The organism is Pseudoalteromonas sp. SWXJ133 (assembly GCF_015864365.1).
Classification (GTDB): domain Bacteria; phylum Pseudomonadota; class Gammaproteobacteria; order Enterobacterales; family Alteromonadaceae; genus Pseudoalteromonas; species Pseudoalteromonas arctica.
In genome coordinates this window covers 1-26501 of record NZ_JADYXJ010000035.1, presented here as the reverse complement: position 1 = coordinate 26501, position 26501 = coordinate 1, and the positions used below count along the sequence as shown (strand labels likewise).

Sequence of the window (26501 nt, the reverse complement as noted above, 5' to 3'; positions counted from 1 at the left end):
TCACTCAGTTTTCAATTGAGACTCTAATTTGTTTGCCTCGCTACCTAAGTAGCTTGGCTGTTAGAACTCAATCTGTACGAGTGCCCACACAGATGATTGCTTTATATTGTTAAAGAACGTTTTGAGTCGCTTTAGCGTCTCAAGGGATGCGAATAATACACCCTTTATTTTTTGAGTCAACACTTAGTTTTAAACTTTCTTTTTAGATAATTTAAAACCGAAGTTTTATTTAACTCTCTGAGTTGTTCGTGCCTCGCTATGCGTTGGCGTTTCCCGTCTCAGTGGGGTCGCATTATAGGGAGATCCGAAAACAGATCAACCCTTTTTTTAGATCTTTTTACTGTTCGAACAAAAATAGAACAAAACCATGTAAAACCATATGAAAACCTTCCTAAGATGATGCTTTTTTGTGCTCTTATTTATTATTTAATACAAATATCATTGCTATGTTTGATTTAGACGTTAAGATAGCAAGTTCACAATGTTAAATTAATGTTTATTTCCTGTTTATTGGTAGATCTAAAATGAAATTACCCGATCAAAAATCTTTTATCTTCTCTGTTATTCTTGCTGTAGTTGGTTTTGTTGTTGTTGAGTTCGCTTTAGGCGGCTTAGCTTTAAACCCTGCATTACTATTTGGTGCTGGTTTATTAATAGGTGCGATTGCTATTGCTGCAATGTCATCTGATGTGACTGAAGAAGCTGAAGTTAAAACAAAAACGCTTTATGTTGGTAACCTTCCTTATCGTGCAAACGAAGGTGTGGTTCGTGCATTATTTGAAGAACAAGGCAAAGTATTCAATGTTCGTTTATTAAAGGATAAGAATACTGGCAAGCGTCGTGGCTTTGGTTTTGTTGAAATGGCGCAAGCTGATGCAGACAATGCAATTGCTAACTTGAACGATAGCGAGTTCCAACAACGTACTTTAAAGGTACGTGAAGCAAAACAAAAACAAGAAGATGATTCTAATGCTCTACGTACTGAGACGGATCAGTCAGTGTAACTAGCTTTACCGCTAGCTTATTGCTAAACACATCAGCCGTTGCATAATATTGCAGCGGCTTTTTTATGTCTGTTAGTTTATTTACACACAAGTTAAGTTGGTTAAGTAGGTAGTTGACTCTGTTTGCTATCGCTACACCTGAATCAAGTAATTTTACATTCCCTTCAAAATACTGACTAATAGGCTCTGCTAATATTGGAAAGTGCGTACATCCTAATACAAGTACATCTATAGTTTTATCTATATGTAGGTCATCAAGCACTTGATGCAACTTGTTTGTATCCAAAGACTCTGTAAAAAAGTATTGCTCAGCTAAAGTTACTAACTCAACACTGCTATATAGATTAACGATTACATTACGTGCATGTTCAGCAATTAATGTTTTAGTGTATGAACTGGCGACCGTTGCCGGTGTGGCTAATAAGCCAATATGATTTGAACGTGTTAGCTCTGCCGCAGGCTTTATTGCTGGCACAACACCTACTATAGGAATATCTGTCATTTGGCGAACAGCACTAAGTGCAGATGTAGAAGCGGTATTACACGCTATTACAATTAAATCAACATTAAGCGTATTAGCTTTGATGAAATGAATAAGTGAGCACAATCGGTTGATTATTGTTTGTTGGGATTGAGCACCATAAGGTAGGAATGCATTATCCATAAAATAGCTGTACTGAGCATTGGGGATACTTTGCTTTATATGCTCAAGTACAGTAGTTCCACCAATACCTGAATCAAAGACCATTATATGCGCTGACAAACTACCGTTCCCACTTTACTTTAAGAACGGCAGTTTGCCATGGGGTATTTATAAAAGAAAGTAGTTTAGCTTTGTGTGGTTTCTAAATCGACAAGATCATCGGCCGCTGAATTTAATTGATTAAGGTTTTCGAACATAGACTTTGTATAATCTACTAACTTATCTATTTGTTCCTGATCTTGATTTAACCATTGTAGAATGCCACCTAGTTGATTTTGTAATCCAAGTTCACCCGCTTTTTCAAAAGCATTTTTAAGATCGTCATTAAAAGGGGCTAAACCCTCTACTACGTGTTTTTCTGGTGCTGGTTTATATTCTTCATAGCTTTTAACTGTTGCTATTGTTTTTGTTTGGCGTAAATCCATAGAAAAAGCCACCAGCTGATCGCTGTCTAAACTCAGCTCTTGCGCTTGTTCAAATGCTTCATCTAAATCACCACCAAAAAAGGTTTTACTTAAATCCTGTAAGTCTTCCATCATTGCATTAATAGCTTCTTGCTCTTGCTCATTTAAGTCACCATTTACCGATATCGAAAATGATACCTGTCGAGATTGCGATGATGAGCTTGTAAACGACTCACTATTACTGTTTTGCTGATAGCCACTTGCCGATTGAGATTCAAATGCATCTGCAAAGCTAATACTTACCTCATCGCCTTCTGCGGTAGTAAATTTATACTCTGCATTACTCGTCATACTGACATATTGAGCCTGGCTTATATTTACGCTGGCAGGTTGTGGGTTAAATAACGACTCTTCAAACTTATCGAGCCCATTGTAAATCCCCTCTTTGGACTTATTAATCCCCTCTTCCATGTCATCATTAAATACGCCTGTACCTTTGAGTTCATCAACAGCGTCGTCAATCCCTATTTGGACTCCTTTGCGCGCGTCGCCTAACATATCTTTGAGCTTTTCGTCATCAGCGCCGTTAGCTTTTGCTTTATTAACAGCACTACTTACAAAATCGAGTACGTTTTTTACTATTTCATCAAAATCAAATAGTGGTTTATCTGCTTTTTTTTCTGCGATAGGCAACCCAAGCTGCTCAGCCATTTTATCGCCAAGCACCTTTGCGGCCAACTCTCGGCCTCGTTGTTGATAGCTATCTTGAGGAGACGTAATTGTAGGTTGCTGTATATCAGCTTTATTATTGAATTTATTGATGTTGTTGTTTGGCGTAAAGCCATAATTACCTATTTTCATGATTAGTCTCCTAAGCGTGCGTAGTTTATTATCGGCTATAACAATAAAAACTAAAGTACAATGTTCAATAAAACAGCATAAATGCTAGCCAAAACTAGACAAATACGCAGCGCTCCCTACAATAGCGCCGATAAACAGATCTTAGATAAGGTAGTAGCGTTAATGGCAGTTATTAAAATAGATACCACACAGTACCAAACGCAGTTAAGTGAAAAAGAGCAGCGTATTAGTGCACAGTTCCAACGTTTTGGTGTGGAGCAACTAGAAGTATTTAGCTCAGAGCCAACTAACTACCGCCAACGTGCTGAATTTAGAGTATGGCACGACGGTGACGATCTGTTTCACATTATGTTTGATCAACAAACAAAAGAAAAAATCCGTGTTGATACATTTGATCCAGCAGCGCCTCTAGTTGGTGAAATAATGCAGGTGATGATTGAAAATCTTAAGCCTTGTGAAATATTACGTCGTAAGTTATTTCAAATCGATTACCTATCCACGCTAAGCGGTGAAATTTTAGTAAGCTTGCTTTATCACAAACCACTTGATGATGAATGGTTAAGTGAAATTAAAGCGCTTAAAGAAAAACTAAGCAGTAAATACAAAATTGACTTTATCGGCCGTGCTCGCAAACAAAAAGAAGTGCTGGGTGATGACTTTGTAACTGAGCGTTTAACAGTTAATGGTCAAGAGCTTATTTATCAACAAGTAGAAAATAGCTTTACTCAGCCTAATGCAAAAGTAAATATTAATATGCTGGAGTGGGCGCAAGATTTATGTAAACCACTTAAAAATGATTTATTAGAACTGTATTGCGGTAACGGTAACTTTTCAATTGCGTTAGCGGGCTGTTTTAATAAAGTATTAGCAACAGAAATATCAAAATCATCTGTTCATTCTGCTCAATACAATATTGCTAAAAATAACGTAGAGAACTTAGATATTATTCGTATGTCTAGTGAAGAGTTTACTCAAGCAATGAATGGCGAGCGTACTTTCTCTCGTTTAGACGGTATTGACCTTAAAAGCTATGACTGCCAAACCATATTAGTTGATCCACCGCGCGCGGGCATGGATGAATTAACGTGTGACTTAGTGGCTAACTACGAAAGCATAATTTATATATCGTGTAATCCTGAAACCCTTGAGCGTGACCTTGACCACCTAACACGTACGCACAACGTTAAGCGCTTTGCTATATTTGATCAGTTCCCATATACACATCACATTGAGTCGGGTGTTTTCTTGCAGCGCAAATAACCAGCCAAAATTAAAGTGCCAGTACTTTTATAAGTGCTGGTATTTGCTCTTCACTAAATACTTGAATACCATTTTTTATTAATAATGCTGTAGTTAAACCTAGCCCTTCGATTTTTACTCCGCGATGCTTTCCATCATATATTGTATTTCGTCCGCAAGAAGGGCTCGATTCTTTAAGTAGAGCAAAACGAACTTGATTCTTTTTACAGAGTTCTAGCGCTATATTAGCTCCAGTTTGAAACTGTTCTGTTACATCTTCTCCTAAATTAGTAACTACACTCCCCTGTATTATTTCAGCAGGAGCTCTAGGAGTAGGAAGCCCACCAGCGACCTCAGGACAAAACACAATTAATCTATTTTGTTTTTGCCACAAATTAAGCTGTGGATGCAAAATTGCGTGTCCTCTACCATCGTAGCGAACAGGCTGCCCTAGCAAACAACTCGATACTAATATTTTTTCCATCGCTATATCCTTATAAAGCAAAAAAGCTCCTTAAGGAGCTTTTTTAGTTTTAGCTAAACTGACTTGTTAGCTAAGTAATTAATCAGTTTGCTAATATCTTCTGGTTCAGTAATACCCGACTCACGACCTAGGTTTAATTTATACTTACCATTTACAATAAATGTAGGTACGCCACGTAGTGCGCCTTTTTCTTTAAAGTAGTCTTGATCGCGTTTCATTTTAGAGCTCAGCGTTCGTACCGAGAAGCTTTTAAACAGCTTATCAAACTTATCGCCATCAACGCCCTGCGCTACAAATATATCTTTTACATCTGCAAGCTCATTAAAACTAGCGCGCTTTGTATGAATATGATTAAAGATTGCAGAGACAATTTTATCTTTTTGCGGAAGCACTTCTGCAGTAGCGAGTGCTTGGCTCATCATCTGTTGGTTTTCTGGGTCGCGTACACCTACAAAATCAACATGGCTCTTTTTAAATTTAACGTTTTTATCAAGCTTAGGCTTAAACTCACCAATTAGTGCTTCCATGTTATTACATGCAGGGCAGTAAAATGAGAAAAACTCTTTAATTTCTGGCTTTTTAGTTGCGCGCTCAGAAACAACGTCGTAATGCACGCCTTCTTCATACGTTGCTGCAAAGCTTGTTGCCGCCATAGGAAGTAGTACTGCAAGCAAACCTGCTTTAACTAATTTAATCATTATTATGCTCCGAAATTTATAGTGCTAATAAAAACGCTACTAACTCATCAAGTTCTTTTTGATTTTTGATGGTGTTGAGGTTTATTTTATATTTATCGTTAACAATAAAAGTAGGTACACCTGTAAGTGCGCCTAATTTTGAATATTTATTTTGTTTGTTTTGCATTGCTTGCTCAGCCGAAATAACTGGCATGCTTGCAATTTCTTGATCAAACGTTGCGCTATCAATACCGTTTACTTCAAGTAATTTTTTAACGTCTTTCATTTCAGTTAAAGGAGCACGCTGAACATGAATACTTTTAAAAATTTGATCGCTAATACTCTGCGCCTGACCATGCTGCTTAGCAATTAAGTAGGCAAAGCTTAAATTACTTTGTGCTTGTGGCGACACGCCACCTAAAAAGTTCACGTGGTTTTTAATAAACTCCGCGCCTTCTGGCAAGCCTTGTTCAATTGCTTTTGCTACTGGTTCAAACTTAAAACAATGTGGACAGTAAAATGAGAAAAACTCGGTTACTTGTGGTGATGTACTTTTGTCTACATCAATAACAGTGTATTGATTATCAACTTCAAACTGTGCAGCAAGTGCTGCAAATGGTAAACATAAAAGTAATAAACTCAGTTTTAATTTTTTAAGCATTTGTATCTCGTTGTACTTGTCTTTAAATAAAATATTACGGCAATAACTTTAACGGTGCTTCTTGCAGTGCTGCAAGTTGCTCCTTCAGTGCTAAAATTTGTTGCTCCCAGTATTTGTCATCAGCAAACCATGTAAAGTTCCGCACAAAGGCAGGATCACTCCAGCGTTTAGCTACCCATCCCATATAATGGATAATACGCATCGCTCGCAGCGGTTCAATTAATTTGAGTTGAGAGTGATCAAAATCACAAAACTCTTCATACGCATTCACAAGGGTATCTAACTGTAACAGTTGCGTCGCTCTATCGCCACTGAGCATCATCCATAAATCTTGGATTGCAGGACCTTGGCGGCTGTCATCTAAATCAACAAACATGAGCGCATCACCTGCCCACAAAATATTACCAACGTGGCAGTCACCATGTAAGCGAATACTTTGCACATCTTTATACTGTTTTTGCGCCTGCTCTATCACTAAATCTAAAATAGTATAAAAGGCAGTATTTATTCCCATAGGCACTAAGTTACTTTTTTGAAGATGAACTTTGGCTGTATGCAAATACTCCTCGCAGGTAACTGTTGGCCTATAAGTAAAAGGCTTTGTTTTAGCTACTTGGTGCATACGGCCAATTAAACGCCCCATTACATCAAGCTGATCTAAGTTATCAACTTCAAATAAACGCCCGCCGACACTTGGAAACAACACAAACAAATAACCTTCGTGTTCAAACAAGCTTTGCCCATTATATAAAATAGGGGCAACAACAGGCACTTCCGCTTCTGCCAGTTCAAATGCAAAGTCATGCTCTTCTTGAATTTGCTCTTTACTCCAGCGCTCTGGGCGATAAAACTTCACTACGTAACGCAGGCCATCATCGGCTTTAAATTGGTACACTCTGTTTTCATAGCTATTGAGTGCCAACAAACCAGATTCAGCGTACACACCTACGCTTTCTATTGCATCGAGTATTAGGTCAGGTGTTAAGTCAATAAAACTAAATTTACTCATACTCTTCTTATATAAAATAAAAAGCGGGTTATATACCCGCTTTTGTTAATTGCTATATCAACTTACCTATTTAAGGTAGGTTGTGATTATCGCGCTTTAAAAAAGTTACTCGACTGCGATATTGTCTCATCCGGCTCATCTACCGGTGAAAGCACAAAGTTAAACTCTGTCATCGACACCTTCAAATCATAAGGGTCCATTACAAGCGACAATGGCACATTATGAGATTGCCCTGCCTGCACAGTAAATGACTGCTTACCAATATACTTAAAGTTATCTAACCCTTGCACTTTAATATTAAAAGTTTGCTCGTACTGCGCCTTGTTGATTACCTTTAATGTGTAGGTGTTCTCTACTAAACCATCAAAATCGACACGATATAGTTGGTTTCGATCACGAATGATATCAAAGTCCATTGTTTTACGCAGCGCTATATTAGCTACAAGTGCTCCCGTAAGCACAACAAGTATGACCGTGTAACCAATGATTTTAGCTCGTAGTGGATTCGTTTTATTTTCTGGGGTTTCGAGGTTTCGCTCTGTCGTATATGAAATAAGCCCACGCGGGTATTCCATTTTATCCATTACGCCATCACACGCATCAATACATGCACCACAGTTAATACACTCAGCTTGTAACCCATTTCTAATATCAATACCTGTTGGGCACACTTGAACACACAAGTTACAGTCTATACAGTCGCCTAGCTCTAAATCTTCATGATCTACTTTACGTGAACGAGGACCACGGCTTTCACCACGGCTTTCGTCGTACGTTACAGTGTATGTATCTTTATCAAACATAGCTGATTGAAAACGTGAGTAAGGGCAAATGTGTAAACACATAATTTCACGCATCCAACCGGCATTACCATAGGTACACGCAGCAAAGAAAATAATACTGACTAGTGCATAACCACCCACGTTAAACGTTACAAAATCAGGAAGTAACTCTCTGATTGGCGTAAAGTAACCCACAAAAGAAATGGCGGTATATAACGAAAACAATACCCAACTAGTATGCTTTGCCGTTTTACGCCAAAACTTATCAAAATTCATGGGTCGTTGATCGAGTTTTTTACGCTGATTAGCCGTGCCCTCAAGCTTTTCTTCAAACCAAATAAAAATAAAGGTCCAAACAGTTTGCGGACATGTGTAGCCACACCACACCCGTCCATAGAAGGTGGTCACTAAAAACAGCGCAAATGCTGCCAGCATAAAAATAAACGCTAATATGGTAAAATCTTGAGGCCATAGCGTTAAACCAAAAATATTGTATTTTTGACCAATTAGATCAAACAGCACTGCTTGCTGGCCGTTAAAATTAATCCAAGGAAGTAACATAAACGCAAGTAGGCCTAAAAAGCCAATGCGCTGCCTAAGTAATTGATGTAGGCCTTTTACGGCACGCACATAAATACGATTTCGGGGATTGAACCTATCATCTTGACGGCTTAAATCCGGTTTTTGGATTTTCACCTCTACAGGGATATTCTTTACTTTAATTTGCTTGTCCATCGAAGTTCCTCAACGCCGCTTGGAAATAAAAATCCAGCAATACTCAAGTACTCTATACTTAAAGCTAGCAAGTTACTTGCTAGGCAGATTTACTTTAATAAATTGCCTTCTCGAATACTTTCAGATATTTCAGAAATATCTGACTGCTGTTAACCATTATAACAATGTTGGTTAAAATTACTGGCATAGATCGCTAATAATTTATTCATCTCAGTTACTTGCTTTTAAAATGCAGTTTATTACACTGCATGGTAATTCAACCCTACTTAGATCAAGGTTTACGTATCCATGAAAAAATTTATTATTTTGGTAGTTGTGATCCTTGCCTTTTTTACAATCGATCATCCGCTTATAAAAGAACCTCGCGAAAGGTTATTAGGCGAAGGCATTGGTTTTTTAAGTGATGCAAGTAAGGTTAACAGAAGCCCTGCTGCAAATATGGCTAAAAATAGAATCAGCACTCAACTTAAATTGTCTGAATCTGAGGGTGAGTACGTAGAAAAAACGTTTACAACAGATGACTCTGTTCAGTTATTTCACCTACGCTATTGTCGTGAACGTGACTTAAACCTTTATTTTTATGGCGATCGTTTAAATACGGTATGTAAAATAGTGACTGAAGCATTAGAGCAAAAGCGAGCAAAGTAGTGGATTTTTCAGGATTAAATAAAAAAGCAAGCGACTCATTTCATAAACAACGCAATATGCTCAAGCAATTAGCACAAGGCAAAACGTTAAAGTGTGAGAAGTGTAATGGGGTTTTAACACTTAATTTAGCCACCAGTGAACCTGGTAAAGGCGTAGTAAAGTGCAAACAAGGCTGTACGGATATTATATTAGAGCTCGGCACTTAGATTAAACTAAGCGCCTGGTATTAATAATTACTCTTCCCAACTCTCGTCGGTTATCAAACCGCTATTAATTGCGACCACTTCAATTAGTTCAGCAAACCCTAATGCAAAGTCACCCATTGATTCATATTGGTACTGACACAAGGCTTCTATAGTCATGTTATTTTGTTTGGCAATCTGAGCTATTGCTAGCTGGTCGAGTGCAAAAAAGCTTAATGTGCTTAACGCACTTTCTAATGCTTGTTTAAAGTCAGTGTCTAATTGCGGTGCATTTAATAAAGGCTCTGCGTAAGCTTTGGTTGCAACTAAGAAACCTTTACTCCATGACTTACAAAATTCAGCATCAAATGTGTTAGGCAATTTGTATCCAGTTTCAAATACTTGCTCACTAATTTTATGATATAGCGCCATGAACAAGAAAAGTACTTCTTCATCTAAATCATTAGCTGTATTTGGTAATATCTGCTCAAGCCACTCATGCACATCTAATGGATTGGGCGAACAAATAACGCCAAATAAATAGCCTTGGCTTTGTTGAAGGGTCATTGCTTGAGATTGGGTATTTAAAAATGTGCTGAGCTGCTTTGCGTGCAGCTCAGTAAATTGGGGTATTTGCATTAAAACTCTTTATATTCAAACATTAAAAGTTGAGCGGGTAACGACCTTGGCTATCTGGTCGGCCTAAAAATTTAACCGCATCATGTACATCTTTAGGTAAGCTAGTATCTGGTTTTACATAACCTGCCACACTAAAGTCGAAATTAGCTTTAAGTGTAGCATCAGCCTCAAGGCCAAGCGTATTATCTGGGTCAATTAATATAGCAATATCGCCCGACTTACAGCTTAACTTACCAGCCAGAGGGCCAATATTAAACCACCCATTTAAGCCTTGCACGTCAATATTAGGGCTCGCTATTTCACCTTTTAGTGAATCACAATAAGGTGCACCTGAGCTGTATTCATCAAGTTCTAAAATTACACGTCCTTTAGCGGTTACAGGTAGGGGAAGCTGCACGCGCTGCATTGCACGCTCTACTGTTGAGCGCACTAGGCCGTCAGTCACTTTAACTTCTTGATTAAAAAGCCCATAACTTACATCAGCATAACCCGAGATATCACTACGCTCTCGTGCATTACCAAACTTCACATTCGCATTTAGCTTGCCTGTAAATAACTTCCAGCCAGCAATGTCCCAGCGCACATTATTTAACTGTTCACCATCAAAACGAACTTGCATCATTTGACCTTGCCAAACAGTGCCTACAGTTTGGCCTACTTCTAATTGCTTTGGAAAGTACGGTTTTGCTATATCTAGTGCAATATGTGCTGGTAATTTAATAATACAAAACACAATAAAACTAATTAAAAAGACAGCCGATAACGTTATTATTTTTTTCATTAATTAATTCTCTAATACTAAACGGCTTACACGCACATAGCCTGATTTATCATCGCGGCTCAAATCTAAGTTTTCAATTTTTAAGCCGTGTTGATTCACTAACTCATCTAACCACTCTATTAACTGATTAAATTCTACAGAGTCGAGCGTCAAACGTAGCGAATCACTACTTGGCTGCATTTTACTAATACTTATTTGATGGCGCCCACGTGTAGAATTAACAATTTGGCTTAAGTTTGCATTGCTAGCAACACTGGTGTTACCCGCAGCCTTTAGCTTAACAATACTGTCATCAACCCAAGCTAATAGCTCTTGTTGTTTAATTTGAGATTGCTGTGCCTTTTCTATCGCATTATTTAATGGTCTAAATATTCCCATTACTAAAACAAAAATAATAAACACGCCACCAGCGACCATTACCAATTGTTGTTCTTGCTCTTTAAGCGAGCGCCATTGTTGCATTAACTGCTTTTTCATACTGCACCTCGCAGTTTAATTTCACCAACGACATAATCACCGTCATTATTTAAAGACCCTTGCTCAACAGTTAAACCTTGTTTTTCAAGTATGATTTTTACTTTGCCAAAAGTTTGGAAGTCTTTAGCACGTGCACGAATGCGCAGCTCATTGCGACGTTTGTCATAACGAAGTGTTTCAGGTGTAAATTCGCTAACTTGCGAAAATACATCAACCAAATTAGTCGTTAAGTCTAAAAAGCCCGACTCACTTGAGCCTTGAACTTTATCTAACGCGCCTTTAATTTGGCTTTTAATTAGATTGGGACGAACTTTAGTTCCTGGAAATGCTTTTTGGTATCTGTCGACTACTTGAGCTTTAGCTAATTCTACTTGTGTATTAAGTTGGTGTAACTCAATAGCTTTTATTGTAATCGTAGAAACCAATGCAACACTTGCTATAATTGCGGCGCCTTTCCAGTAACCCCACCATAAAGCGCTTTGTTTTTTAAGCTGATACATACCTTGGCGTAAGTTAAAATTAACGCTATCTAACTGCTTTGCAAATAATGCTAGAGGTAAGTCGTACTCACTTGTTTGCGCTTGTAAGTTAACGCTTTCTGGAAACTGACTAGCTGGGCTAAAATGCTTAATATCAGGATTACCCATGGCTGTTAAGTAGCCATTTAACCAACTAGATTCAACCGCACCTATGTGCCATTGCCCTTGCTTAAATAACCATTGGTTATTGAGTTCGATAGCGGTGACTGCGCCATCATCTGCAAGCGGTAACAACAAAGCATCGGGTAATATTCTGTATACTGATAGATTATGCTCTACAAATAATGCGAGCCATTGTTCAAACCATTCACGGTCTGTCATTGCTACACGAATTGCATGTTGCTCACCAAGCATTGTCGGCTGCGCTACTGCTATAAACAGTTCATCTACGTCACATGCTATATCTTCTTCAAGCATGTATGGCAATGCTTGCTCAAGCTTGCGATTCCATTTTGTTGGCAAAGCGACCGTTTTTAATTGCACTTGATCACTTGGTAACAACACGACCACTTCTCGGGTAAGTGCTTTTTCGCTTAGCTCACTTAAATGCTCTGCATTTGGTAACTCGCCACTGGCTATTATTTCTTGTTCTTGTGGTGAGTAAATTAACCAATTAAGCAATTCTTGCTCGGTTTGACCCGTGCGGATCAACAGTATTTCTGTCACTGTACGCCTCCAAATTTTCGCGCCAGTATCGTTACGTCACCGTCTTTAGCGTGCAGTAATGTGGTCATCGAAAAACGCAGGTCGACAAAATTTGCCTGCGTTTGTAATTTAAAATATTCGCTTTTAATACTAAATAAACTTTTGACTGAGTCGGTATTAGTACCGCCTTGTTGCTTCACCTGTTCAAAAAATTCATCAATGGTGTCAAAGCCAGTTTGCGGTCTTGCACCTATCACAGCCTCTGCACCAGATAAGCTCAAGCTTTCTATTAAGGCACTGAGTATAAGTGCTTGCTCTGGGATTAATGTATTTACGTTAATAGATAAAAGCGTACTGCCTGGTATTACACATACATATGGCAGTACTTTTTCCATCACTAATGGGTTAAAGCCCTTAACCAAGCGTAATTCCGATGTTGATGCAAATAAACTATTGGCTGTCATATACGGAAAATCTCGTGATAAATACTCGTCTTCTTCTGCGCCTGAGCGATATGTAATACTGTCCTCGTCAAGCCAATCAAATACGCTATCTGCCATTGTCTCTTCTGATTCATCAGCAGGTAAATCTTCAATGTTTTCAAGTAATGCAAATAGTGCTTTATGTGCAGGGTTTGTTTTACTTGCGCTATTTTCTTCTGGCGCTATGGCTAAAGCATTTAAATTTAGACATGTTTGTAAATCAGTAATTTTGCCACTTAACGTGCCGTTATCAACAGGGTATGAAGCATCACCTTGAGTTGCCCACACTTGATCGAGTGTTGTTTTATCGGCATCATCTTTTTTACTTTGTATTAGCCCTTTAATAGCAAGCTCTTCTGCACCGTAGGCGTACCATTTAGCTTGTTGGTGACCTTGCAAGTTTGTACTTTTTTGCACTTGAACCATCAAATTAGCACTCATTTCTACTGCTAAAATAGCCGCTAATGCCACAATAAACAAAACAATAACAAGTGCTGCGCCGCGCGATGATTGCTGCTTAACCATTATTCACATCCGTACTTTGTGTAGCAACAACTTTGCCTTGCCCAGGAACTAAAAATACACGACGAATTGGCTCTGCTTCTATTTGTTGCAAAGTAACAGCAACCGCTTTAGGAAGAGCTTTAATTTCCCACTGTTCTTGCCATTCGTTTTTATCATCCAAAAACTCAAACTTAAGTTCTTCAACATTTTCTAGTACATGTTGAACTCGCGGTTCCATATTATCAAGCTGATCAACATAAACCCGATAAACACGCTCAAGGTTATCGTCTATCACTCTATAACCAACGGCTTGTAGTTCTGAACGTGGCAATAAATTAATTGGATTTATCCAGCCATCTCGTACAAACGCAATACCATCGTATTGGCTTTCTAAAACGTAACGACCAGCAAGTAAATATTGTTCTTGAACATCACCAGATTCATTTCGTACTGCACGTTTGGTCATTTGGCTAAAATCTTGATCCATTAACCTAAATGTTGTTTGCAGCCCATTTAACTCAGCAATTTTTTCATCGGAGGCATCTTTTGCTCTTGTTGTCGTCTCGAGTATTTGATGAGTAGCAATAATAACAAAAGCTAAAATACCCAGTGCTACCATAACTTCAAGTAATGTAAACCCGCGCTGCTTCACTTACTTTTTGCCTTTATTGAGATACGTTGATAACTCATATGCCGAATGCTCATATTTTTCATCCGTAAAAACATTTATGGTTAACTTAACAAAGCTTTTGTCAGCAGTGGCTGTTACTTCTTGCTGCCAAAACCATTCAACACCGCCCATTACTTCGCTGCCTTTAAGGTTATTTTTACCTTGCCATTGTTCGCCTTTAGTACGCTGTTCAATAATAACGTTTTCGGCGACCCAAGATGCATAGGTTTGCTCTTCAATAGTCGTTAAGTGGTGTATGTGCTCGCTTGTTGCTTGCATTGCAGCTATACCCGCCATGGCACAAATACTTAATGCCACTAACACCTCTAATAAGGTAAACCCTTTAGTGCGCTTCATTATTCTGGCTCTCGGCGAAAGTTTACTGGTGCAGCAAATTCACCTTCAATGTAATACACAGGTTCGCTTTGCTCTTTTAACTCTAATATAAGTTGAAACGCGCTTACCTCACCTGATGACAAAATAAGTACTTGTGGGATTTTCAACTTTTTAAGCTCAAGTAAGCTGTCTTCATCGCCGCCACTCATAAGTTCGCGCCAGTTAGATTGCTCTAAGAGGTTATCTTGCGCCCACGCTAAATCTTCTAAGTTAAGCGTGAGCTTTAATCTTTCATCTAACTCTATTGGTTTAAAAAGATCTTCACGGTCAAAGGTAATCCACTTTTCACCATCGAAAACTAAATACTCTAACGTATTTTCTTCTACTAATAAGCCCAATTCAACTTGGTTTAAAATGGCAAATTCCGATGCCATGTTAATGGTGGTATGCAGCCTTAATGCTTGAGTATCTAACTCTTCCTCAGCACCGCCTTCTAAGCTATATACCACCATTTTTGTAGCAAAAGCGATGATCACTAATACCACTAAAATCTCTATTAAACTAAAGCCTCTGCTTTTTGCATGGCGCTGCTTAAGGCTTGCTTTCATAGCAAGCCTCTAGCATTAACATGTTCATACAAAGCAGTGTACTTAAGCATTATTGTTTTTCTTCGTCCCAGTTACCGATATCATCATCAGTACCTACTTCACCATCTGGGCCCATAGAAAAAATATCAAACTTGCCAATTTCACCTGGGCTAATTAGCTGATATAGATTACCCCATGGATCTTCTGGTAATTCATTAATAAAACCACCGTCAGGGAAACGTTTTGGAACCGGTTCAATGCTTGTTTGAGTAACTAGCGCTTCAAGACCTTGCTCTGTGCTTGGGTAGCTCTTATTTTTAAGCTTGTATAAGCTCATTGCATCTTCTAATTGTTGAATATCTAGATGCGCTTTATCGATAGCAGCCTCTTCTTGCTGACCCATAATGTTAGGTGCAACAATTGACATAATCATCCCGATGATAACCAGTACCACCATCACTTCTAGTAAAGAAAAACCTGATTGTTTATTCACGTAATTACCTCATTATTCTAAAAACATTAAGTAAAAATGGTTTAGGTAAAACCATTAATATATTTAAAAATTTATTCTAACTTAAAGTCCAACAGCTTTATTCATCGCCATTATTGGCTGCAATATTGCCATTACTATAAATAATACAATAACCGCCATTGAGGCGATCATCGCAGGCTCTAGTAGTTTAAGCGATACATTAACCATGCTCTCAAATTCGCGATCTTGGTTATTTGCAGCACGCTCTAACATTTGCTCTAGTTCACCTGATTTTTCACCACTTGCTATCATATGCAGCATCATTGGTGGAAACAACTTAGTTTGCTGAAGTGCAGCTCTTAAGCTTGCACCCTCACTCACTCTATCTGATGCATCTGCAACCGCTTTTTTAATTTTTTCGTTAATTAATACACCGCCCGAGATACGCATCCCCTCGAGTAATGGTACCGAGCTTGACGATAAAATACTTAAAGTACGTGCAAAACGTGCGGTGTTAATACCACGAGCCACTTTACCTATACCTGGCATATGTAGCACTCGGTCATCCCACCAAAAACGTATTTTAGGCTGCTTAAGTGCATGCTTAATACCAATGGCTATAGCTGTAATCGCTATTAAACTAATAAACCAATAATTTTGCACAAAATGGCTGCCTGCCATAACCCATTCGGTTGTCCAAGGAAGTACTTGTTTCGTTTTTTCAAACGTTTTTAATATTTTTGGTACTACGGTGCCCAGTAATACCGACACAATACCAATTGCAAATACCACTAATATAATGGGGTAAACCATAGCCTGAGTTATTTGGCTACGCATATGTTGGCGCTGCTCGGTATAGTCGGCTAAACGATTAAGTACTTGGTCAAGGTGACCCGACTTTTCGCCTGCGGCTACCATTGCACGATATAAGTCGTCAAAAACATGAGGAAACTCACTAAGACCATCGGCAAGGGTGTAACCTTCAACCACTTTTGAGCGTACCGACATAAGCATACGCTTTAAACGCGGCTTTTCGCATTGCTCAGCAACCGCCATAACAGCGCCTTCAACAGGAAGTGCCGATTGAATAAGTGTTGCTAATTGCCTTGTAATTAGTGCTAAGTCTGAGGTTGAAATTGTCGGTTTAAAAAAGCCACCGAGTAAAGGGGCTTTTTCACCTTTGACTTGTTTATCACTTTGCGCCGCAGGGACAACTTCAAGCGGAGTAAGTTTTTGATCACGTAAAGTTTGGCGAATTTGTTTAGCTGTATCAGCTTCTAAAATGCCTTTTTTTTCTTTACCTCGGCCATCTAAGGCACGGTATTCAAACGCTGCCATAGTTAACCTTCCTCACGGGTAACACGCAATACTTCTTCAAGTGTTGTTTTACCTACAAGTACACGACTACATCCATCTTGACGAATACTTGGGCTGCGCTTACGAATGTATTTCTCTACGCTTTGCTCACCTTTACCGTTGTGAATCATTTCGCGTATTGTTTCATCGACTACAAGTAACTCGTGAATACCCGTACGACCACGATAGCCATTAAAGTTACACTCTTCACACCCTACTGCTCGATAGATTGTCGGTTGGCTTTCAAAAGAAACCCCTAACAGCTGGCATTCATGCTCATCAGCCGTGTGACCTTCTTTGCAGGTATTACACAATGTACGTACTAGCCGTTGCGATAACACACCGAGTAACGACGATGAAAGTAAGAATGGTTCAACACCCATATCTTCCATACGTGTAATTGCACCCGATGCGGTATTAGTATGCAGAGTAGACATAACAAGGTGACCGGTAAGTGACGCTTGGACACCAATTTGCGCAGTTTCAAGGTCGCGTATTTCACCCACCATGACTACATCAGGATCTTGACGTAATATTGCACGTAAACCACGTGCAAATGTCATATCAACTTTTGCATTAACTTGTGTTTGCCCAATGCCTGGAATTTCGTACTCTATCGGATCTTCAACGGTAAGAATATTGCGATCGCGTGAGTTAATTTGGCTCATACCAGCGTATAGAGTGGTACTTTTACCAGAGCCCGTTGGCCCTGTTACTAAAATAATGCCGTGGGGTTTACTAATTAAATCTGAAAACAATGCACGGTTATCTGCGGTCATACCTAAATCTTCAAGGTTTAAACGCGCGTTGTTTTTATCAAGTAAACGTAGTACTACACGCTCACCAAAGCTCGATGGCATTGTAGACACACGCACATCAACTGCACGCCCGGCAATACGTAAGCTAATACGGCCATCTTGTGGAATGCGTTTTTCGGCTATATCAAGCTTAGCCATTACTTTAATACGAGACACAAGTAACGATGCAAGTTTACGATTAGGCTTAAGTACTTCTTTAAGCACGCCATCGACCCTAAAGCGAATAACAAGCTCTTGCTCGAAGGTTTCGATATGAATATCAGAAGCCCCTTCTTTAATCGCTTCACTTAGCATAGCGTTAATAAGCTTGATTATTGGCGCATCATCGTCACCAGCCAGTAAATCTTCAGTTTGCGGAAGTTCATCAGCAAGTGAGAATAAATCAACCTCGTTGCCAATATCTTCCATCATTTGTTGTGTTTCAGAGCTATCACGTTGGTATGACGCTTCAAGCAATAGCTCAAATTTATCATCAGCCAATTGCTCAAGTGTAAAACCATGGCCTGCGATACGGCGTACTTCTAATAGTACTTCCACGTCTAGCTCACCACGGTAGTAAACTATGCAGTGATCTTTGTTTTTGCCAAGTAACACACCTGCACGTCTTGCATAGGAAAACGGCAAACGCTTTGCTGGTAACTCAACTAATACATCACTCGTTAATAGCTCATCCTGATTATGCGTTTTAGGATGAACCACATCTTGGTTTATCTCTTGAATCGCATTAGTCATCTTTACGCTCTTGTGCATTTTGTTTACGCAGAGACTCTTCATACGTAGGGGGAAGTACTAATTCGTCATTCCACTCAGGTAAAATAGGCGTATCAGTCATTGGCATTAACTCAATACCGTCTTCTTTTTGTTTAAACTGCTCACCACGAATAAAGTTATATTTATTAAAGCTTAACTTATTCATGCTTACACCATCACGAATAATGGTTGGGCGAATAAACACAATAAGATTACGCTTACGGCGCGTTGTATTCGTTGATCTAAACAAGTGGCCTAAAATAGGGATATCGCCTAATAAGGGCACCTTAGAAACACTTTCTTGTACGTCTTCGTCAATTAAACCACCAAGTACAACCATACCACCATCATCGGCCATTACCGTGGTTTTAATTGAACGCTTATTTACTGAAATATCAACCGCAGTTGCACCACTTACGCTCGATACTTCTTGCTCAATAGTAAGCTGTACTGCAGAGCCATCGTTAATCTGTGGCGTAACTACCAGCTTAATACCTACTTCTTGACGCTCAACTGTTTGAAATGGGTTAGCATTATTACTGCCTGTTTGTGAGCCTGTAATAATAGGCACTTCTTGACCGACTAAAATAGAGGCTTCTTCGTTATCCATTGTAGTAATAGAAGGGGTAGCCAAAATATTTGAATTTGTATCGGTGGCAACAGCCTGAATAATTGCGCCCCAATCATTTTTAACAACGCCCAGCGCTAAACCATTAATGCCACTTAGCAATGAAGCAAGCGCATCATAGTCACCCTCAGTCGTTTCGTCATAACTAGTAACGGTTCCAGTTTCTGTACCAATGATAGTTTTAGTTACAGTTGTATCTTGTGCTTGCTCTGCAGCAACAGCTAATGACCCAACGGGAACCGTAGTGCCGTTGTTAAACTGCAACATACCGCCCTGCTCAGAAATCCACTGCAGGCCTAAGTTAACCCCGTCGCCTTCCATTACTTCAATAATAATCGCTTCAACCAGTACTTGGGCACGGCGAATATCAAGGCGTTCAATTACTGATTCTAATGATCGCATTGTGTCTGGCTGTGCGGTAATAATTAATGAGTTTGAGTCAGGGTGAGACTCTATACTGCTTTCATTATTGCTTCTGCTACGAGTTTTAGTAGTACCGCCTTGTGCATCTTCAACAAGTGACTTACTAACACCTTGCAATACTTTGACTAAATCTTCAGCTTTAGCGTAATTTAGGTAAAACACCTTGGTGTTACCTTGGCTTTCTAACTCACCGTCTAAGCGCTTAATTAGTTCAATAGCACGTGTACGGGCTTGGCCTTCACCGCTTACAATAACGCTATTAGTCCGGCCATCAGCCACAACTTTTGGAATTAAAAATTCAGGCACACTGCCTTTACCGCTGTCTTTATAAATATTGTCTACCACAGAGACAACATCATCTGCCGTCGCATATTTTAGCTTAACGATATCTACGCGCTTGTCACCCGCCTGATCAACAGAACGAATGATCTCAACTAAGCGATTAACCGATGCAGCATGACCTGTTAGCATCATTACGTTAGCCGCATTGAAGTTAGCAACGTGGCCGCCATCTTTTTGGTCGCTAAATTGACGAACTAGAGGACCAAGCTCCTGCACGCTTACATTTTTAACACGTACAACACGTGTAATCATCATGTCGCCGCTAGCTTCATTACCTTCGTCAATAAGTGGCACATTTGATTTTTTAGCGTCAGAGCTTTTTTCTACCTTAATTATGCCATTGTCCATTTCAACAGCTGAGTAGCCATAAACTTCTAATACATTTAAGAAGAACTGATAATAAAGTGCTTCGTCCATTAACTCATAACTGCGAACATTTACCTTTCCGCGCACGTTAGGGTCAATAATGACTGTTTTATTAAGGTTTTTACCAACAATATTAATGAACTCGTTGATATCAGTTCCTTTAAAGTTAGCAGCATATTCAACAGCAGAAACAGACAAAGAAATACTTGCCGCCAAAAAAAGTGCTGCGTACTTAGCTAACCCTTTTTTAATTTTTTTGAGGTGTAGCACCTGAACCATCGTATTAAAACTCCAAAGCTAAATTATTGCAGACTAAATTGCACATCAATTTGTTCACCATCACGTTCTATAGTGATATTGGCATCTGTACTATTACGCAGCTCATTAATAGCTGACATAGCCTGTTTTAAATCTGTTAATTGATAGCCATTTATAGAAATGGCTAAATCGTTATTTTTTAACCCCATTTGCTTAAATAGCTCAGGCTCTTTACCTGGACTTAAGCGATATCCAATTAGCTCACCATCATTCATGGCTTGTGAAACACGTATATAGTCAAATAGCTTGCCCGGCTCTTCGAGTAACTCTTCACGTGTTTCTATAATTGCTTCTTTAACGTCAGGATCCGCAGTGGCATCTATTTGTAGCTCACTTGGTTCTAATTTTTGCGGACCCATTTCAGCATCATCACGCGCAGCGAGCACTGGCATAGACACCGTTTTATTAAAATCGAGCCCATCAAGCATCAATGTCTCAAAACGCCCATTAACGCTCAAAATAACACGATCTGGTAATATTTGTGCTACTTTAGCACGCGTGCCCGATACAACTTCTTCGACAAGATAGCTTACTTGCTTACCTTGTGATTCAATAATTGCGATACCTGCTTTATCATCGTTATTTACCGCTACAATACCGGTTAAATTGATACTTAAGCGCGTTTCTGGCGCATTATTTATAACCTGCGATTGCTTTGCAGTATTATTGTTGTTTGTTACAGTTTTTTTACCAAATAAAAATTGCTCAATAATATGCTGCGCTGAGTTGTTACTCGCACCAGATGACTGATTAGCATAATGAATAGGGGTAAGTAGAGTTACTGGTGGTTTCGGCCACAAAAGCCAAACAAGTTTTGATAATAAAAATGCAAGATAAACAACAACTAACAGTGTTACTAACGCACTTAACTTAGCATGCGGTAAACGAGTTAAAAATTGTTTTAGTTGTTGGATTTGCTGTTCCATAAATAGTGTTCTTATTTTAATTTACTGCGTTAGCGCGTACCCATAGTACCCTTTCATTTTTCTTTCAACAAGCACACTAATATTAAACTTTGTAAACAGATTGGGTTAACTTTACATGTCCGTATAAAAAACAAACTGCCGTTGTAATACCTTCATCCTACGATGATTTCATGATAAATTTTAAGCTATAAAAACGTGGGGAAATGCCTTATGAGTAAAAAAAGTAATGTTAATACCAGCTCAGACCCTATAGATGGGTTAAAAGTTCGATTAGATAAATGGTTATGGGCTGCGCGATTTTATAAAACTCGCGCAGTTGCACGCGAAATGGTGCAAGGCGGCAAAGTACATTATAATGGCCAACGTACAAAAGCGAGTAAAATAGTAGACGTTGGCGCAAAAGTAAAACTGGCTCAGGGCGTAGATGAAAAGCTGATAACTATACTCTCAGTGCTTGAAAAACGTCAAAGCGCCCCCATTGCACAGACCATGTATCAAGAATCTGATGCAAGTATTGCTAAACGCGAAGAGAACAGCATCGCACGTAAAAATAACAGCTTTTTTGCTCCTCATCCGGATAAAAAACCGGATAAAAAGCAAAGACGCGAACTTTTAAAAATGAAATCAAGTTAGGTATAGCCGCTCATGCAACAAGATTTACTTCACCGTTATTTATTCAACGAACTAGATGTTCGTGGCGAACTCGTACAAATCGAGAGTGCTTATAATGAAATGATTGCCGACCATAATTACCCAGACCCTGTTAAAGCATTACTAGGTGAGTTACTTGTTGCAACCTGTTTATTAACCGCCACTTTAAAGTTTGAAGGTGAAATTGCAGTACAGCTTCAAGGTGATGGACCAGTTAAATATGCAGTTATAAATGGTGATGATAAACAAAACATGCGTGGTATTGCACGCCTGCAAAGCGAAATTACGGGCACAACTGTAAAAGAGCTTATTGGCCAAGGCTATATGGTGATCACTATTACACCAAGTAAGGGTGAACGTTACCAAGGTATAGTTCCACTAGAGCATGATACTCTGAGTGAATGTATCGAAAGTTACTTTGAGCAGTCAGAGCAATTAAAAACACGCCTTTGGTTTGCAACCGACACAACAGAAGGTAGCGCAAAAGCATGTGGTCTATTTTTACAAGTACTCCCAGTTGATAAACAAAAATCAATTGAAGACTTTGCACACCTAGAAGCATTAAGTAACACCATTAAAGATGAAGAACTATTACACCTTGATGCTAATACTGTCCTTACACGCCTTTATCACGAAGATAATCCTCGCGTATTTGAACCTCAAGCGATTAAATTCAAATGTGGTTGTAGTCGTGACAAAACAATTACTGCACTTGTTAATATTGGACAAGAAGAACTACTTAAAGACGTAGCTGAAAAAGGGTCTGTTAATATTAACTGCCATTACTGTTTAAAAGAGTATGTTTTTAACGAACAAGATATAAAAAGCATTTTCAACTAAATGTTCATCTATATATAGTAATTAAAGCCGCAAAATATGCGGTTTTATATTATAAAAAGATGATACCGGTGTCATCTTTTCTGCTAATTTCATGACACCGGTATCATTGAAATTATTCATGTTTTTTCTTAAATATATGTGTTTTTAGAGGCTTTACGGGCTCGAATATCTTAAAACCTTCTGTTACTATAATTTCAGTTTAAGAGCACTGATAACCCCAGAGCTATCCGTTCAAACTCTCACACATAGTTAGGTATAAACATGACTACAGGCGCTACACGTTTTGTCGATTTAACCGCAGCTGAACTTGTCGAGCATGCGATCCGCCGTGGCGAAGGTACTTTAGCCGCAAATGGTGCTTTTGTTGCAATTACAGGAAAACGAACTGGTCGCTCACCAAAAGATCGTTTTATTGTACAAGAAACAACAACTCAAGATGATATTCAATGGGGCAACGTTAATCGTCCATTTGATGCAGACAAATTTGACGCATTATGGGCTCGCGTAGAATCACATGTTCAAAGTAATGACCACTTCACCTCTCACCTAGAAGTTGGCGCAGACCCTGAGCATTATCTACCTGTAGTTGTAACTACAGAAACAGCGTGGCACCATATTTTTGCCAAAAACATGTTTATCGAACCGCAGAACTATAACGCTTCAAACTTACCACAATGGCAAGTAATGAACGTTCCTTCGTTTGTATGTGAGCCAGAACGTGATGGCACAAATAGCGATGGCACCGTCATTATTAACTTTGCACAGCGTAAAGTATTACTAGCAGGTATGCGTTACGCCGGTGAAATGAAAAAATCGATGTTTTCTGTACAAAACTTCCTACTACCAGCAAAAGGTGTATTACCAATGCACTGTTCTGCTAATGTTGGTGAAGCAGGCGATACAGCATTATTCTTCGGTTTATCTGGTACGGGTAAAACAACACTTTCAGCAGACCCTACTCGCTTTCTAATTGGTGATGACGAGCACGGCTGGGCACCTGGAAGCGTGTTTAATATTGAAGGCGGTTGTTATGCTAAATGTATCGACCTGTCACAAAAGAATGAACCTGTAATTTGGAATGCTATTCGCTTTGGCACTATTTTAGAAAATGTAGTGTTAGATGAAAAAGGCGTTCCAGATTTTAACGATACTAGCCTTACTCAAAATAGCCGTGCAGCATATCCACTTGAACACGTTGAAAAACGTAAAGTAGAAAACCGCGCAGGCGAACCTAAGGCTGTTGTATTTTTAACTTGTGATGTAAGCGGTGTATTACCACCCGTTTCTATACTTAGCGAAGAAGCTGCTGCTTTTCACTTTTTAAGTGGATACACTGCAAAAGTTGGTTCTACTGAGATTGGTTCAACTAGCGATATTGAATCAACATTTTCGACATGTTTTGGCGCACCATTTTTCCCACGCCCTGCTGGTGTTTACGCTGAGCTTCTTATGAAGCGTGTACGCGAGTTTGGCGCTAAAGTGTACCTTGTGAATACAGGTTGGACTGGCGGCCCTTACGGCACAGGTAAACGTTTTGATATCCCAACTACTCGTGCAGTAATTGATGCAATCGTATCTGGTAAATTAGCGGGTGTTGAAACTCAGCACATTGATGTTTTAAACCTAGATGTACCAGTAGCAGTTCCAGGTGTAGATACTAACTTACTTAATCCTATTAATACGTGGGAAGATAAAGCTAAGTACAATGAATATGCAGCAAAACTTGCCGCAGACTTCACTGAAAACTTTGCCAAGTATGACGTATCAGACGATATAAAAAATGCAGGACCTAAAGCTTAAATAAGCTTTAAGATTGTATTTTAATGCCAGCCTAGAGCTGGCGTTTTACTTTCTAAATACCTAATTTAATAAGTGCGACAAAATGTCGCACAACTCATATCAAAAAACCATATAATATACCGCGTAATTAATCATTCCTTAATGTCCAATAAGCCTGCATTACTCATTACGGCTATTTAATTAATGACACTAAAGCTTTCATGGCAAAAAATATTCAGGCGGTTACATTTATACTTAAGTCTATCGGTAGGTGTTTTACTTACTATTATTAGCCCTTCTGGCTCCGTATTAGTTTATTACCCACAAATAGACTCACTGTTAAATCCAATTAATGACACTACCACTAATACAAAACCACCTAATTGGGATCAAGCATACAATACGCTAAGAGCAAATTTCCCCACAAAGCTCGGGCCGTGGCGACTAGAAAATACAGGTGTGAACTCAATTGTACCCGCACGCTACTACAGCCCATAGAAACAAAAGAGCAAGGCTTTGCGCCCTTAATGGTTTAGCTATCTAACAATAAATAGCAAGGAAATAATACGTAAAGAGTTCTGGGGAAGATACTTAGTAACTTGGATGTACAACTTACATTTTTCGTTACTAACTGGGACAACAGGTACACTTATTGTTGGCTATATAGGTGTAGCATCAATAGTTCTTCTTATTTCTGGATTCTTTGCTTGGCTTTCAAAGTATAGTAAGTGGGTAAAGTCACTGAAATTTAAATCTCGTAGCACTAAAATAGGTTTGCTATACGACTGGCATAAACTAATTGGTTTGACCTTCTGCATACCGTTACTAGCTTTAACTGTTACAGGTGTTATGCTCGCTATTCCAAAACAAACAGATCCTATATTAACCGCTCTAGTTAACAATATAAGCTCACCTCTAAGAACACAAATACAGCCTTGTAAACAATTCAATATTCCTTTATCACAAGCGATACTAATAGCTCAAAAAAAAGTACCCGATGCACGTTTAGCTTGGATTGAAACACCATCAAACTTAAATGCCATTTACAGATTTAGATTTCAAACTGTAAACGATCCTTCGTATTGCTTTCCACATAGTTATATAGAGGTTAATGCACTTACAGGGAAGTTAGAGAGCATGTTTAATATAGATAAACAAAGTACAGCTAGCAAAATTAAAAACTGGATACACCCTCTACATGACGGCAGCATTGGCGGTAACATTTTAAAAGTAATTTGGGTGTTGAGTGGCTTCGGATCTGCCGCATTGTTCTTTATTGGTGTATATAGGTGGTTAGTTAGAACCAAGAAAATATAAAATAAACTTTACGCCAATCCACCAAATTGATTAGGCATTATTACCGATTAGTATAATTATCAGCTATGTGTATTTATTCTGCACGCGCTAAAGCGGCAGTTAGTTATAGATGTAATGCGGTAAATCACATCGGTAAACTTAGCACACAATAGTGCACCCCAATTAATTGCTTACTGGTGTCTGTAAATGAGGCTATATACTTAATGAGAATATCTAATAGACTATAAAGCAAGGCTCTTTATAACGTGAGGCAGATGGCTTGTGGCCACATCTACAACGGTGGAGAGTCACGTAGCAAATGCTACTGTATTGGCCGACTGAGGGATTTTGTGATGTGTGTGTATATTAATTGCGCACATTTCACTTTTCTGCAGACGTAAAAAAGCCCGAATCGTTAGATTCGGGCTTTCTACAATTTGAAGCCTGGTAATGTCCTACTTTCACATAGCAAATGCTACACTATCAT

The 26501-nt window shown here is 38.9% G+C and carries 29 protein-coding genes; 9 read left to right on the top strand and 20 right to left on the bottom strand.

Translation table 11 applies throughout. From position 1 onward, the window contains the following. The first annotated feature begins 524 nt into the window (after positions 1–524). A complete protein-coding gene (locus I6F40_RS18775) occupies positions 525–1004 on the top strand; it encodes an RNA recognition motif domain-containing protein (RefSeq protein WP_007582860.1) in 480 nt (159 codons plus the stop codon). Here I6F40_RS18775 and murI read toward each other — a convergent pair. Then, positions 967–1767 (bottom strand): glutamate racemase, encoded by an 801-nt coding sequence (gene murI / locus I6F40_RS18770; RefSeq protein WP_010555405.1) that lies wholly within the window; start codon positions 1765–1767, stop codon positions 967–969. The two genes, I6F40_RS18775 and murI, sit on opposite strands and share 38 nt — an antisense overlap. A gap of 65 nt (positions 1768–1832) precedes the next feature. Next, positions 1833–2972 carry a DUF5610 domain-containing protein gene (locus I6F40_RS18765; protein ID WP_010555406.1) on the bottom strand — a complete coding sequence of 380 codons (1140 nt, stop codon included), beginning with the start codon at positions 2970–2972 and terminating at the stop codon, positions 1833–1835. A gap of 162 nt (positions 2973–3134) precedes the next feature. Between I6F40_RS18765 and trmA the strand changes: the two genes are divergently transcribed. Beyond that, positions 3135–4232, top strand: coding sequence for a tRNA (uridine(54)-C5)-methyltransferase TrmA (gene trmA, locus I6F40_RS18760; protein WP_010555407.1), 1098 nt, complete (start codon positions 3135–3137; stop codon positions 4230–4232). Positions 4233–4242: 10 nt separating this feature from the next. Here the strand turns inward: trmA and I6F40_RS18755 are convergent, their stop codons facing one another. From I6F40_RS18755 to ccoG, 5 genes are all read right to left on the bottom strand, one after another. Continuing rightward, positions 4243–4695 carry a DUF523 domain-containing protein gene (locus tag I6F40_RS18755; RefSeq protein WP_010555408.1) on the bottom strand — a complete coding sequence of 151 codons (453 nt, stop codon included), beginning with the start codon at positions 4693–4695 and terminating at the stop codon, positions 4243–4245. 53 nt (positions 4696–4748) lie between these two features. Then, positions 4749–5393 carry a thiol:disulfide interchange protein DsbA/DsbL gene (locus I6F40_RS18750; protein WP_197193312.1) on the bottom strand — a complete coding sequence of 215 codons (645 nt, stop codon included), beginning with the start codon at positions 5391–5393 and terminating at the stop codon, positions 4749–4751. Positions 5394–5409: 16 nt separating this feature from the next. Further along, a complete protein-coding gene (locus I6F40_RS18745; protein ID WP_007586563.1) occupies positions 5410–6033 on the bottom strand; it encodes a thiol:disulfide interchange protein DsbA/DsbL in 624 nt (207 codons plus the stop codon). A 34-nt stretch (positions 6034–6067) separates the two neighbouring features. Beyond that, entirely contained in the window at positions 6068–7042 is a 975-nt protein-coding gene (locus I6F40_RS18740; RefSeq protein ID WP_024591441.1) for a serine/threonine protein kinase, read from the bottom strand. Between the two features lie 86 nt (positions 7043–7128). Beyond that, complete coding sequence (gene ccoG, locus I6F40_RS18735) at positions 7129–8559, bottom strand: cytochrome c oxidase accessory protein CcoG (protein WP_007586568.1); 1431 nt, start codon at positions 8557–8559, stop codon at positions 7129–7131. Positions 8560–8847: 288 nt separating this feature from the next. Here ccoG and I6F40_RS18730 point away from each other — a divergent pair, with 288 nt between their 5' ends. Next, positions 8848–9207, top strand: coding sequence for a hypothetical protein (locus I6F40_RS18730; RefSeq protein WP_007586569.1), 360 nt, complete (start codon positions 8848–8850; stop codon positions 9205–9207). Beyond that, a complete protein-coding gene (locus I6F40_RS18725; RefSeq protein WP_007586570.1) occupies positions 9207–9413 on the top strand; it encodes a hypothetical protein in 207 nt (68 codons plus the stop codon). The genes I6F40_RS18730 and I6F40_RS18725 overlap by 1 nt, the downstream gene beginning before the upstream one ends. A gap of 27 nt (positions 9414–9440) precedes the next feature. On the opposite strand, the gene I6F40_RS18720 is transcribed toward I6F40_RS18725, so the two are convergent. The 13 genes from I6F40_RS18720 to gspC form a co-directional block, all read right to left on the bottom strand. Further along, complete coding sequence (locus I6F40_RS18720; RefSeq protein WP_007586574.1) at positions 9441–10028, bottom strand: UPF0149 family protein; 588 nt, start codon at positions 10026–10028, stop codon at positions 9441–9443. A gap of 22 nt (positions 10029–10050) precedes the next feature. Beyond that, the gene (locus I6F40_RS18715) at positions 10051–10809 is read right to left on the bottom strand and encodes a type II secretion system protein N (protein ID WP_166379499.1); all 759 of its coding nucleotides are present in this window, start codon (positions 10807–10809) and stop codon (positions 10051–10053) included. Between the two features lie 3 nt (positions 10810–10812). Next, entirely contained in the window at positions 10813–11286 is a 474-nt protein-coding gene (gene gspM / locus I6F40_RS18710) for a type II secretion system protein GspM (RefSeq protein ID WP_010555411.1), read from the bottom strand. Further along, positions 11283–12491: a type II secretion system protein GspL gene (gene gspL, locus I6F40_RS18705; RefSeq protein ID WP_007586580.1), complete on the bottom strand. Its 1209-nt coding sequence runs from the start codon at positions 12489–12491 to the stop codon at positions 11283–11285. The genes gspM and gspL overlap by 4 nt, the downstream gene beginning before the upstream one ends. Then, entirely contained in the window at positions 12488–13477 is a 990-nt protein-coding gene (gspK, locus tag I6F40_RS18700; protein ID WP_166379501.1) for a type II secretion system minor pseudopilin GspK, read from the bottom strand. The genes gspL and gspK overlap by 4 nt, the downstream gene beginning before the upstream one ends. Then, complete coding sequence (gene gspJ, locus I6F40_RS18695) at positions 13470–14108, bottom strand: type II secretion system minor pseudopilin GspJ (RefSeq protein WP_166379503.1); 639 nt, start codon at positions 14106–14108, stop codon at positions 13470–13472. The genes gspK and gspJ overlap by 8 nt, the downstream gene beginning before the upstream one ends. Then, positions 14109–14483: a type II secretion system minor pseudopilin GspI gene (gene gspI, locus I6F40_RS18690; protein WP_002962039.1), complete on the bottom strand. Its 375-nt coding sequence runs from the start codon at positions 14481–14483 to the stop codon at positions 14109–14111. It abuts the gene before it with no gap. Beyond that, a complete protein-coding gene (locus tag I6F40_RS18685; protein WP_010555414.1) occupies positions 14483–15070 on the bottom strand; it encodes a pilus assembly FimT family protein in 588 nt (195 codons plus the stop codon). The genes gspI and I6F40_RS18685 overlap by 1 nt, the downstream gene beginning before the upstream one ends. Before the next feature lie 49 nt (positions 15071–15119). Further along, the gene (gene gspG / locus I6F40_RS18680; protein ID WP_007586585.1) at positions 15120–15542 is read right to left on the bottom strand and encodes a type II secretion system major pseudopilin GspG; all 423 of its coding nucleotides are present in this window, start codon (positions 15540–15542) and stop codon (positions 15120–15122) included. 81 nt (positions 15543–15623) lie between these two features. Beyond that, positions 15624–16859, bottom strand: coding sequence for a type II secretion system inner membrane protein GspF (gspF, locus tag I6F40_RS18675; protein WP_002962033.1), 1236 nt, complete (start codon positions 16857–16859; stop codon positions 15624–15626). A gap of 2 nt (positions 16860–16861) precedes the next feature. After that, positions 16862–18427, bottom strand: a complete 1566-nt coding sequence (gene gspE, locus I6F40_RS18670) for a type II secretion system ATPase GspE (protein WP_166379505.1) — start codon at positions 18425–18427, stop codon at positions 16862–16864. Then, positions 18420–20483, bottom strand: a complete 2064-nt coding sequence (gspD, locus tag I6F40_RS18665; RefSeq protein ID WP_166379507.1) for a type II secretion system secretin GspD — start codon at positions 20481–20483, stop codon at positions 18420–18422. The genes gspE and gspD overlap by 8 nt, the downstream gene beginning before the upstream one ends. Positions 20484–20506: 23 nt before the next feature. Further along, positions 20507–21448 carry a type II secretion system protein GspC gene (gene gspC / locus I6F40_RS18660; RefSeq protein WP_166379509.1) on the bottom strand — a complete coding sequence of 314 codons (942 nt, stop codon included), beginning with the start codon at positions 21446–21448 and terminating at the stop codon, positions 20507–20509. Positions 21449–21658: 210 nt separating this feature from the next. Here gspC and hslR point away from each other — a divergent pair, with 210 nt between their 5' ends. The 5 genes from hslR to I6F40_RS19780 all read left to right on the top strand — a co-directional run bounded on the left by hslR (position 21659) and on the right by I6F40_RS19780 (position 26035). After that, positions 21659–22081 carry a ribosome-associated heat shock protein Hsp15 gene (hslR, locus tag I6F40_RS18655; protein ID WP_166379511.1) on the top strand — a complete coding sequence of 141 codons (423 nt, stop codon included), beginning with the start codon at positions 21659–21661 and terminating at the stop codon, positions 22079–22081. A gap of 12 nt (positions 22082–22093) precedes the next feature. Further along, positions 22094–22939, top strand: coding sequence for an Hsp33 family molecular chaperone HslO (gene hslO, locus I6F40_RS18650; RefSeq protein WP_166379513.1), 846 nt, complete (start codon positions 22094–22096; stop codon positions 22937–22939). A gap of 261 nt (positions 22940–23200) precedes the next feature. Continuing rightward, positions 23201–24739, top strand: a complete 1539-nt coding sequence (locus tag I6F40_RS18645) for a phosphoenolpyruvate carboxykinase (protein WP_010555418.1) — start codon at positions 23201–23203, stop codon at positions 24737–24739. 183 nt (positions 24740–24922) lie between these two features. Beyond that, complete coding sequence (locus tag I6F40_RS19785) at positions 24923–25216, top strand: PepSY domain-containing protein (RefSeq protein WP_231609392.1); 294 nt, start codon at positions 24923–24925, stop codon at positions 25214–25216. 48 nt (positions 25217–25264) lie between these two features. Next, the gene (locus tag I6F40_RS19780) at positions 25265–26035 is read left to right on the top strand and encodes a PepSY-associated TM helix domain-containing protein (protein WP_331460311.1); all 771 of its coding nucleotides are present in this window, start codon (positions 25265–25267) and stop codon (positions 26033–26035) included. The last annotated feature ends 466 nt before the right edge of the window (positions 26036–26501 follow it).

Coding starts and splice junctions, on each gene's coding strand:
- I6F40_RS18775 (WP_007582860.1), top strand. CDS start 525: ATGAAATTACCCGATCAAAAATCTTTTATCTTCTCTGTTATTCTTGCT.
- I6F40_RS18765 (WP_010555406.1), bottom strand. CDS start 2,972: ATGAAAATAGGTAATTATGGCTTTACGCCAAACAACAACATCAATAAA.
- trmA (WP_010555407.1), top strand. CDS start 3,135: ATGGCAGTTATTAAAATAGATACCACACAGTACCAAACGCAGTTAAGT.
- I6F40_RS18755 (WP_010555408.1), bottom strand. CDS start 4,695: ATGGAAAAAATATTAGTATCGAGTTGTTTGCTAGGGCAGCCTGTTCGC.
- I6F40_RS18750 (WP_197193312.1), bottom strand. CDS start 5,393: ATGATTAAATTAGTTAAAGCAGGTTTGCTTGCAGTACTACTTCCTATG.
- I6F40_RS18745 (WP_007586563.1), bottom strand. CDS start 6,033: ATGCTTAAAAAATTAAAACTGAGTTTATTACTTTTATGTTTACCATTT.
- I6F40_RS18740 (WP_024591441.1), bottom strand. CDS start 7,042: ATGAGTAAATTTAGTTTTATTGACTTAACACCTGACCTAATACTCGAT.
- ccoG (WP_007586568.1), bottom strand. CDS start 8,559: ATGGACAAGCAAATTAAAGTAAAGAATATCCCTGTAGAGGTGAAAATC.
- I6F40_RS18730 (WP_007586569.1), top strand. CDS start 8,848: ATGAAAAAATTTATTATTTTGGTAGTTGTGATCCTTGCCTTTTTTACA.
- I6F40_RS18720 (WP_007586574.1), bottom strand. CDS start 10,028: ATGCAAATACCCCAATTTACTGAGCTGCACGCAAAGCAGCTCAGCACA.
- I6F40_RS18715 (WP_166379499.1), bottom strand. CDS start 10,809: ATGAAAAAAATAATAACGTTATCGGCTGTCTTTTTAATTAGTTTTATT.
- gspM (WP_010555411.1), bottom strand. CDS start 11,286: ATGAAAAAGCAGTTAATGCAACAATGGCGCTCGCTTAAAGAGCAAGAA.
- gspK (WP_166379501.1), bottom strand. CDS start 13,477: ATGGTTAAGCAGCAATCATCGCGCGGCGCAGCACTTGTTATTGTTTTG.
- gspI (WP_002962039.1), bottom strand. CDS start 14,483: ATGAAGCGCACTAAAGGGTTTACCTTATTAGAGGTGTTAGTGGCATTA.
- I6F40_RS18685 (WP_010555414.1), bottom strand. CDS start 15,070: ATGAAAGCAAGCCTTAAGCAGCGCCATGCAAAAAGCAGAGGCTTTAGT.
- gspF (WP_002962033.1), bottom strand. CDS start 16,859: ATGGCAGCGTTTGAATACCGTGCCTTAGATGGCCGAGGTAAAGAAAAA.
- gspE (WP_166379505.1), bottom strand. CDS start 18,427: ATGACTAATGCGATTCAAGAGATAAACCAAGATGTGGTTCATCCTAAA.
- gspD (WP_166379507.1), bottom strand. CDS start 20,483: ATGGTTCAGGTGCTACACCTCAAAAAAATTAAAAAAGGGTTAGCTAAG.
- gspC (WP_166379509.1), bottom strand. CDS start 21,448: ATGGAACAGCAAATCCAACAACTAAAACAATTTTTAACTCGTTTACCG.
- hslR (WP_166379511.1), top strand. CDS start 21,659: ATGAGTAAAAAAAGTAATGTTAATACCAGCTCAGACCCTATAGATGGG.
- hslO (WP_166379513.1), top strand. CDS start 22,094: ATGCAACAAGATTTACTTCACCGTTATTTATTCAACGAACTAGATGTT.
- I6F40_RS18645 (WP_010555418.1), top strand. CDS start 23,201: ATGACTACAGGCGCTACACGTTTTGTCGATTTAACCGCAGCTGAACTT.
- I6F40_RS19785 (WP_231609392.1), top strand. CDS start 24,923: ATGACACTAAAGCTTTCATGGCAAAAAATATTCAGGCGGTTACATTTA.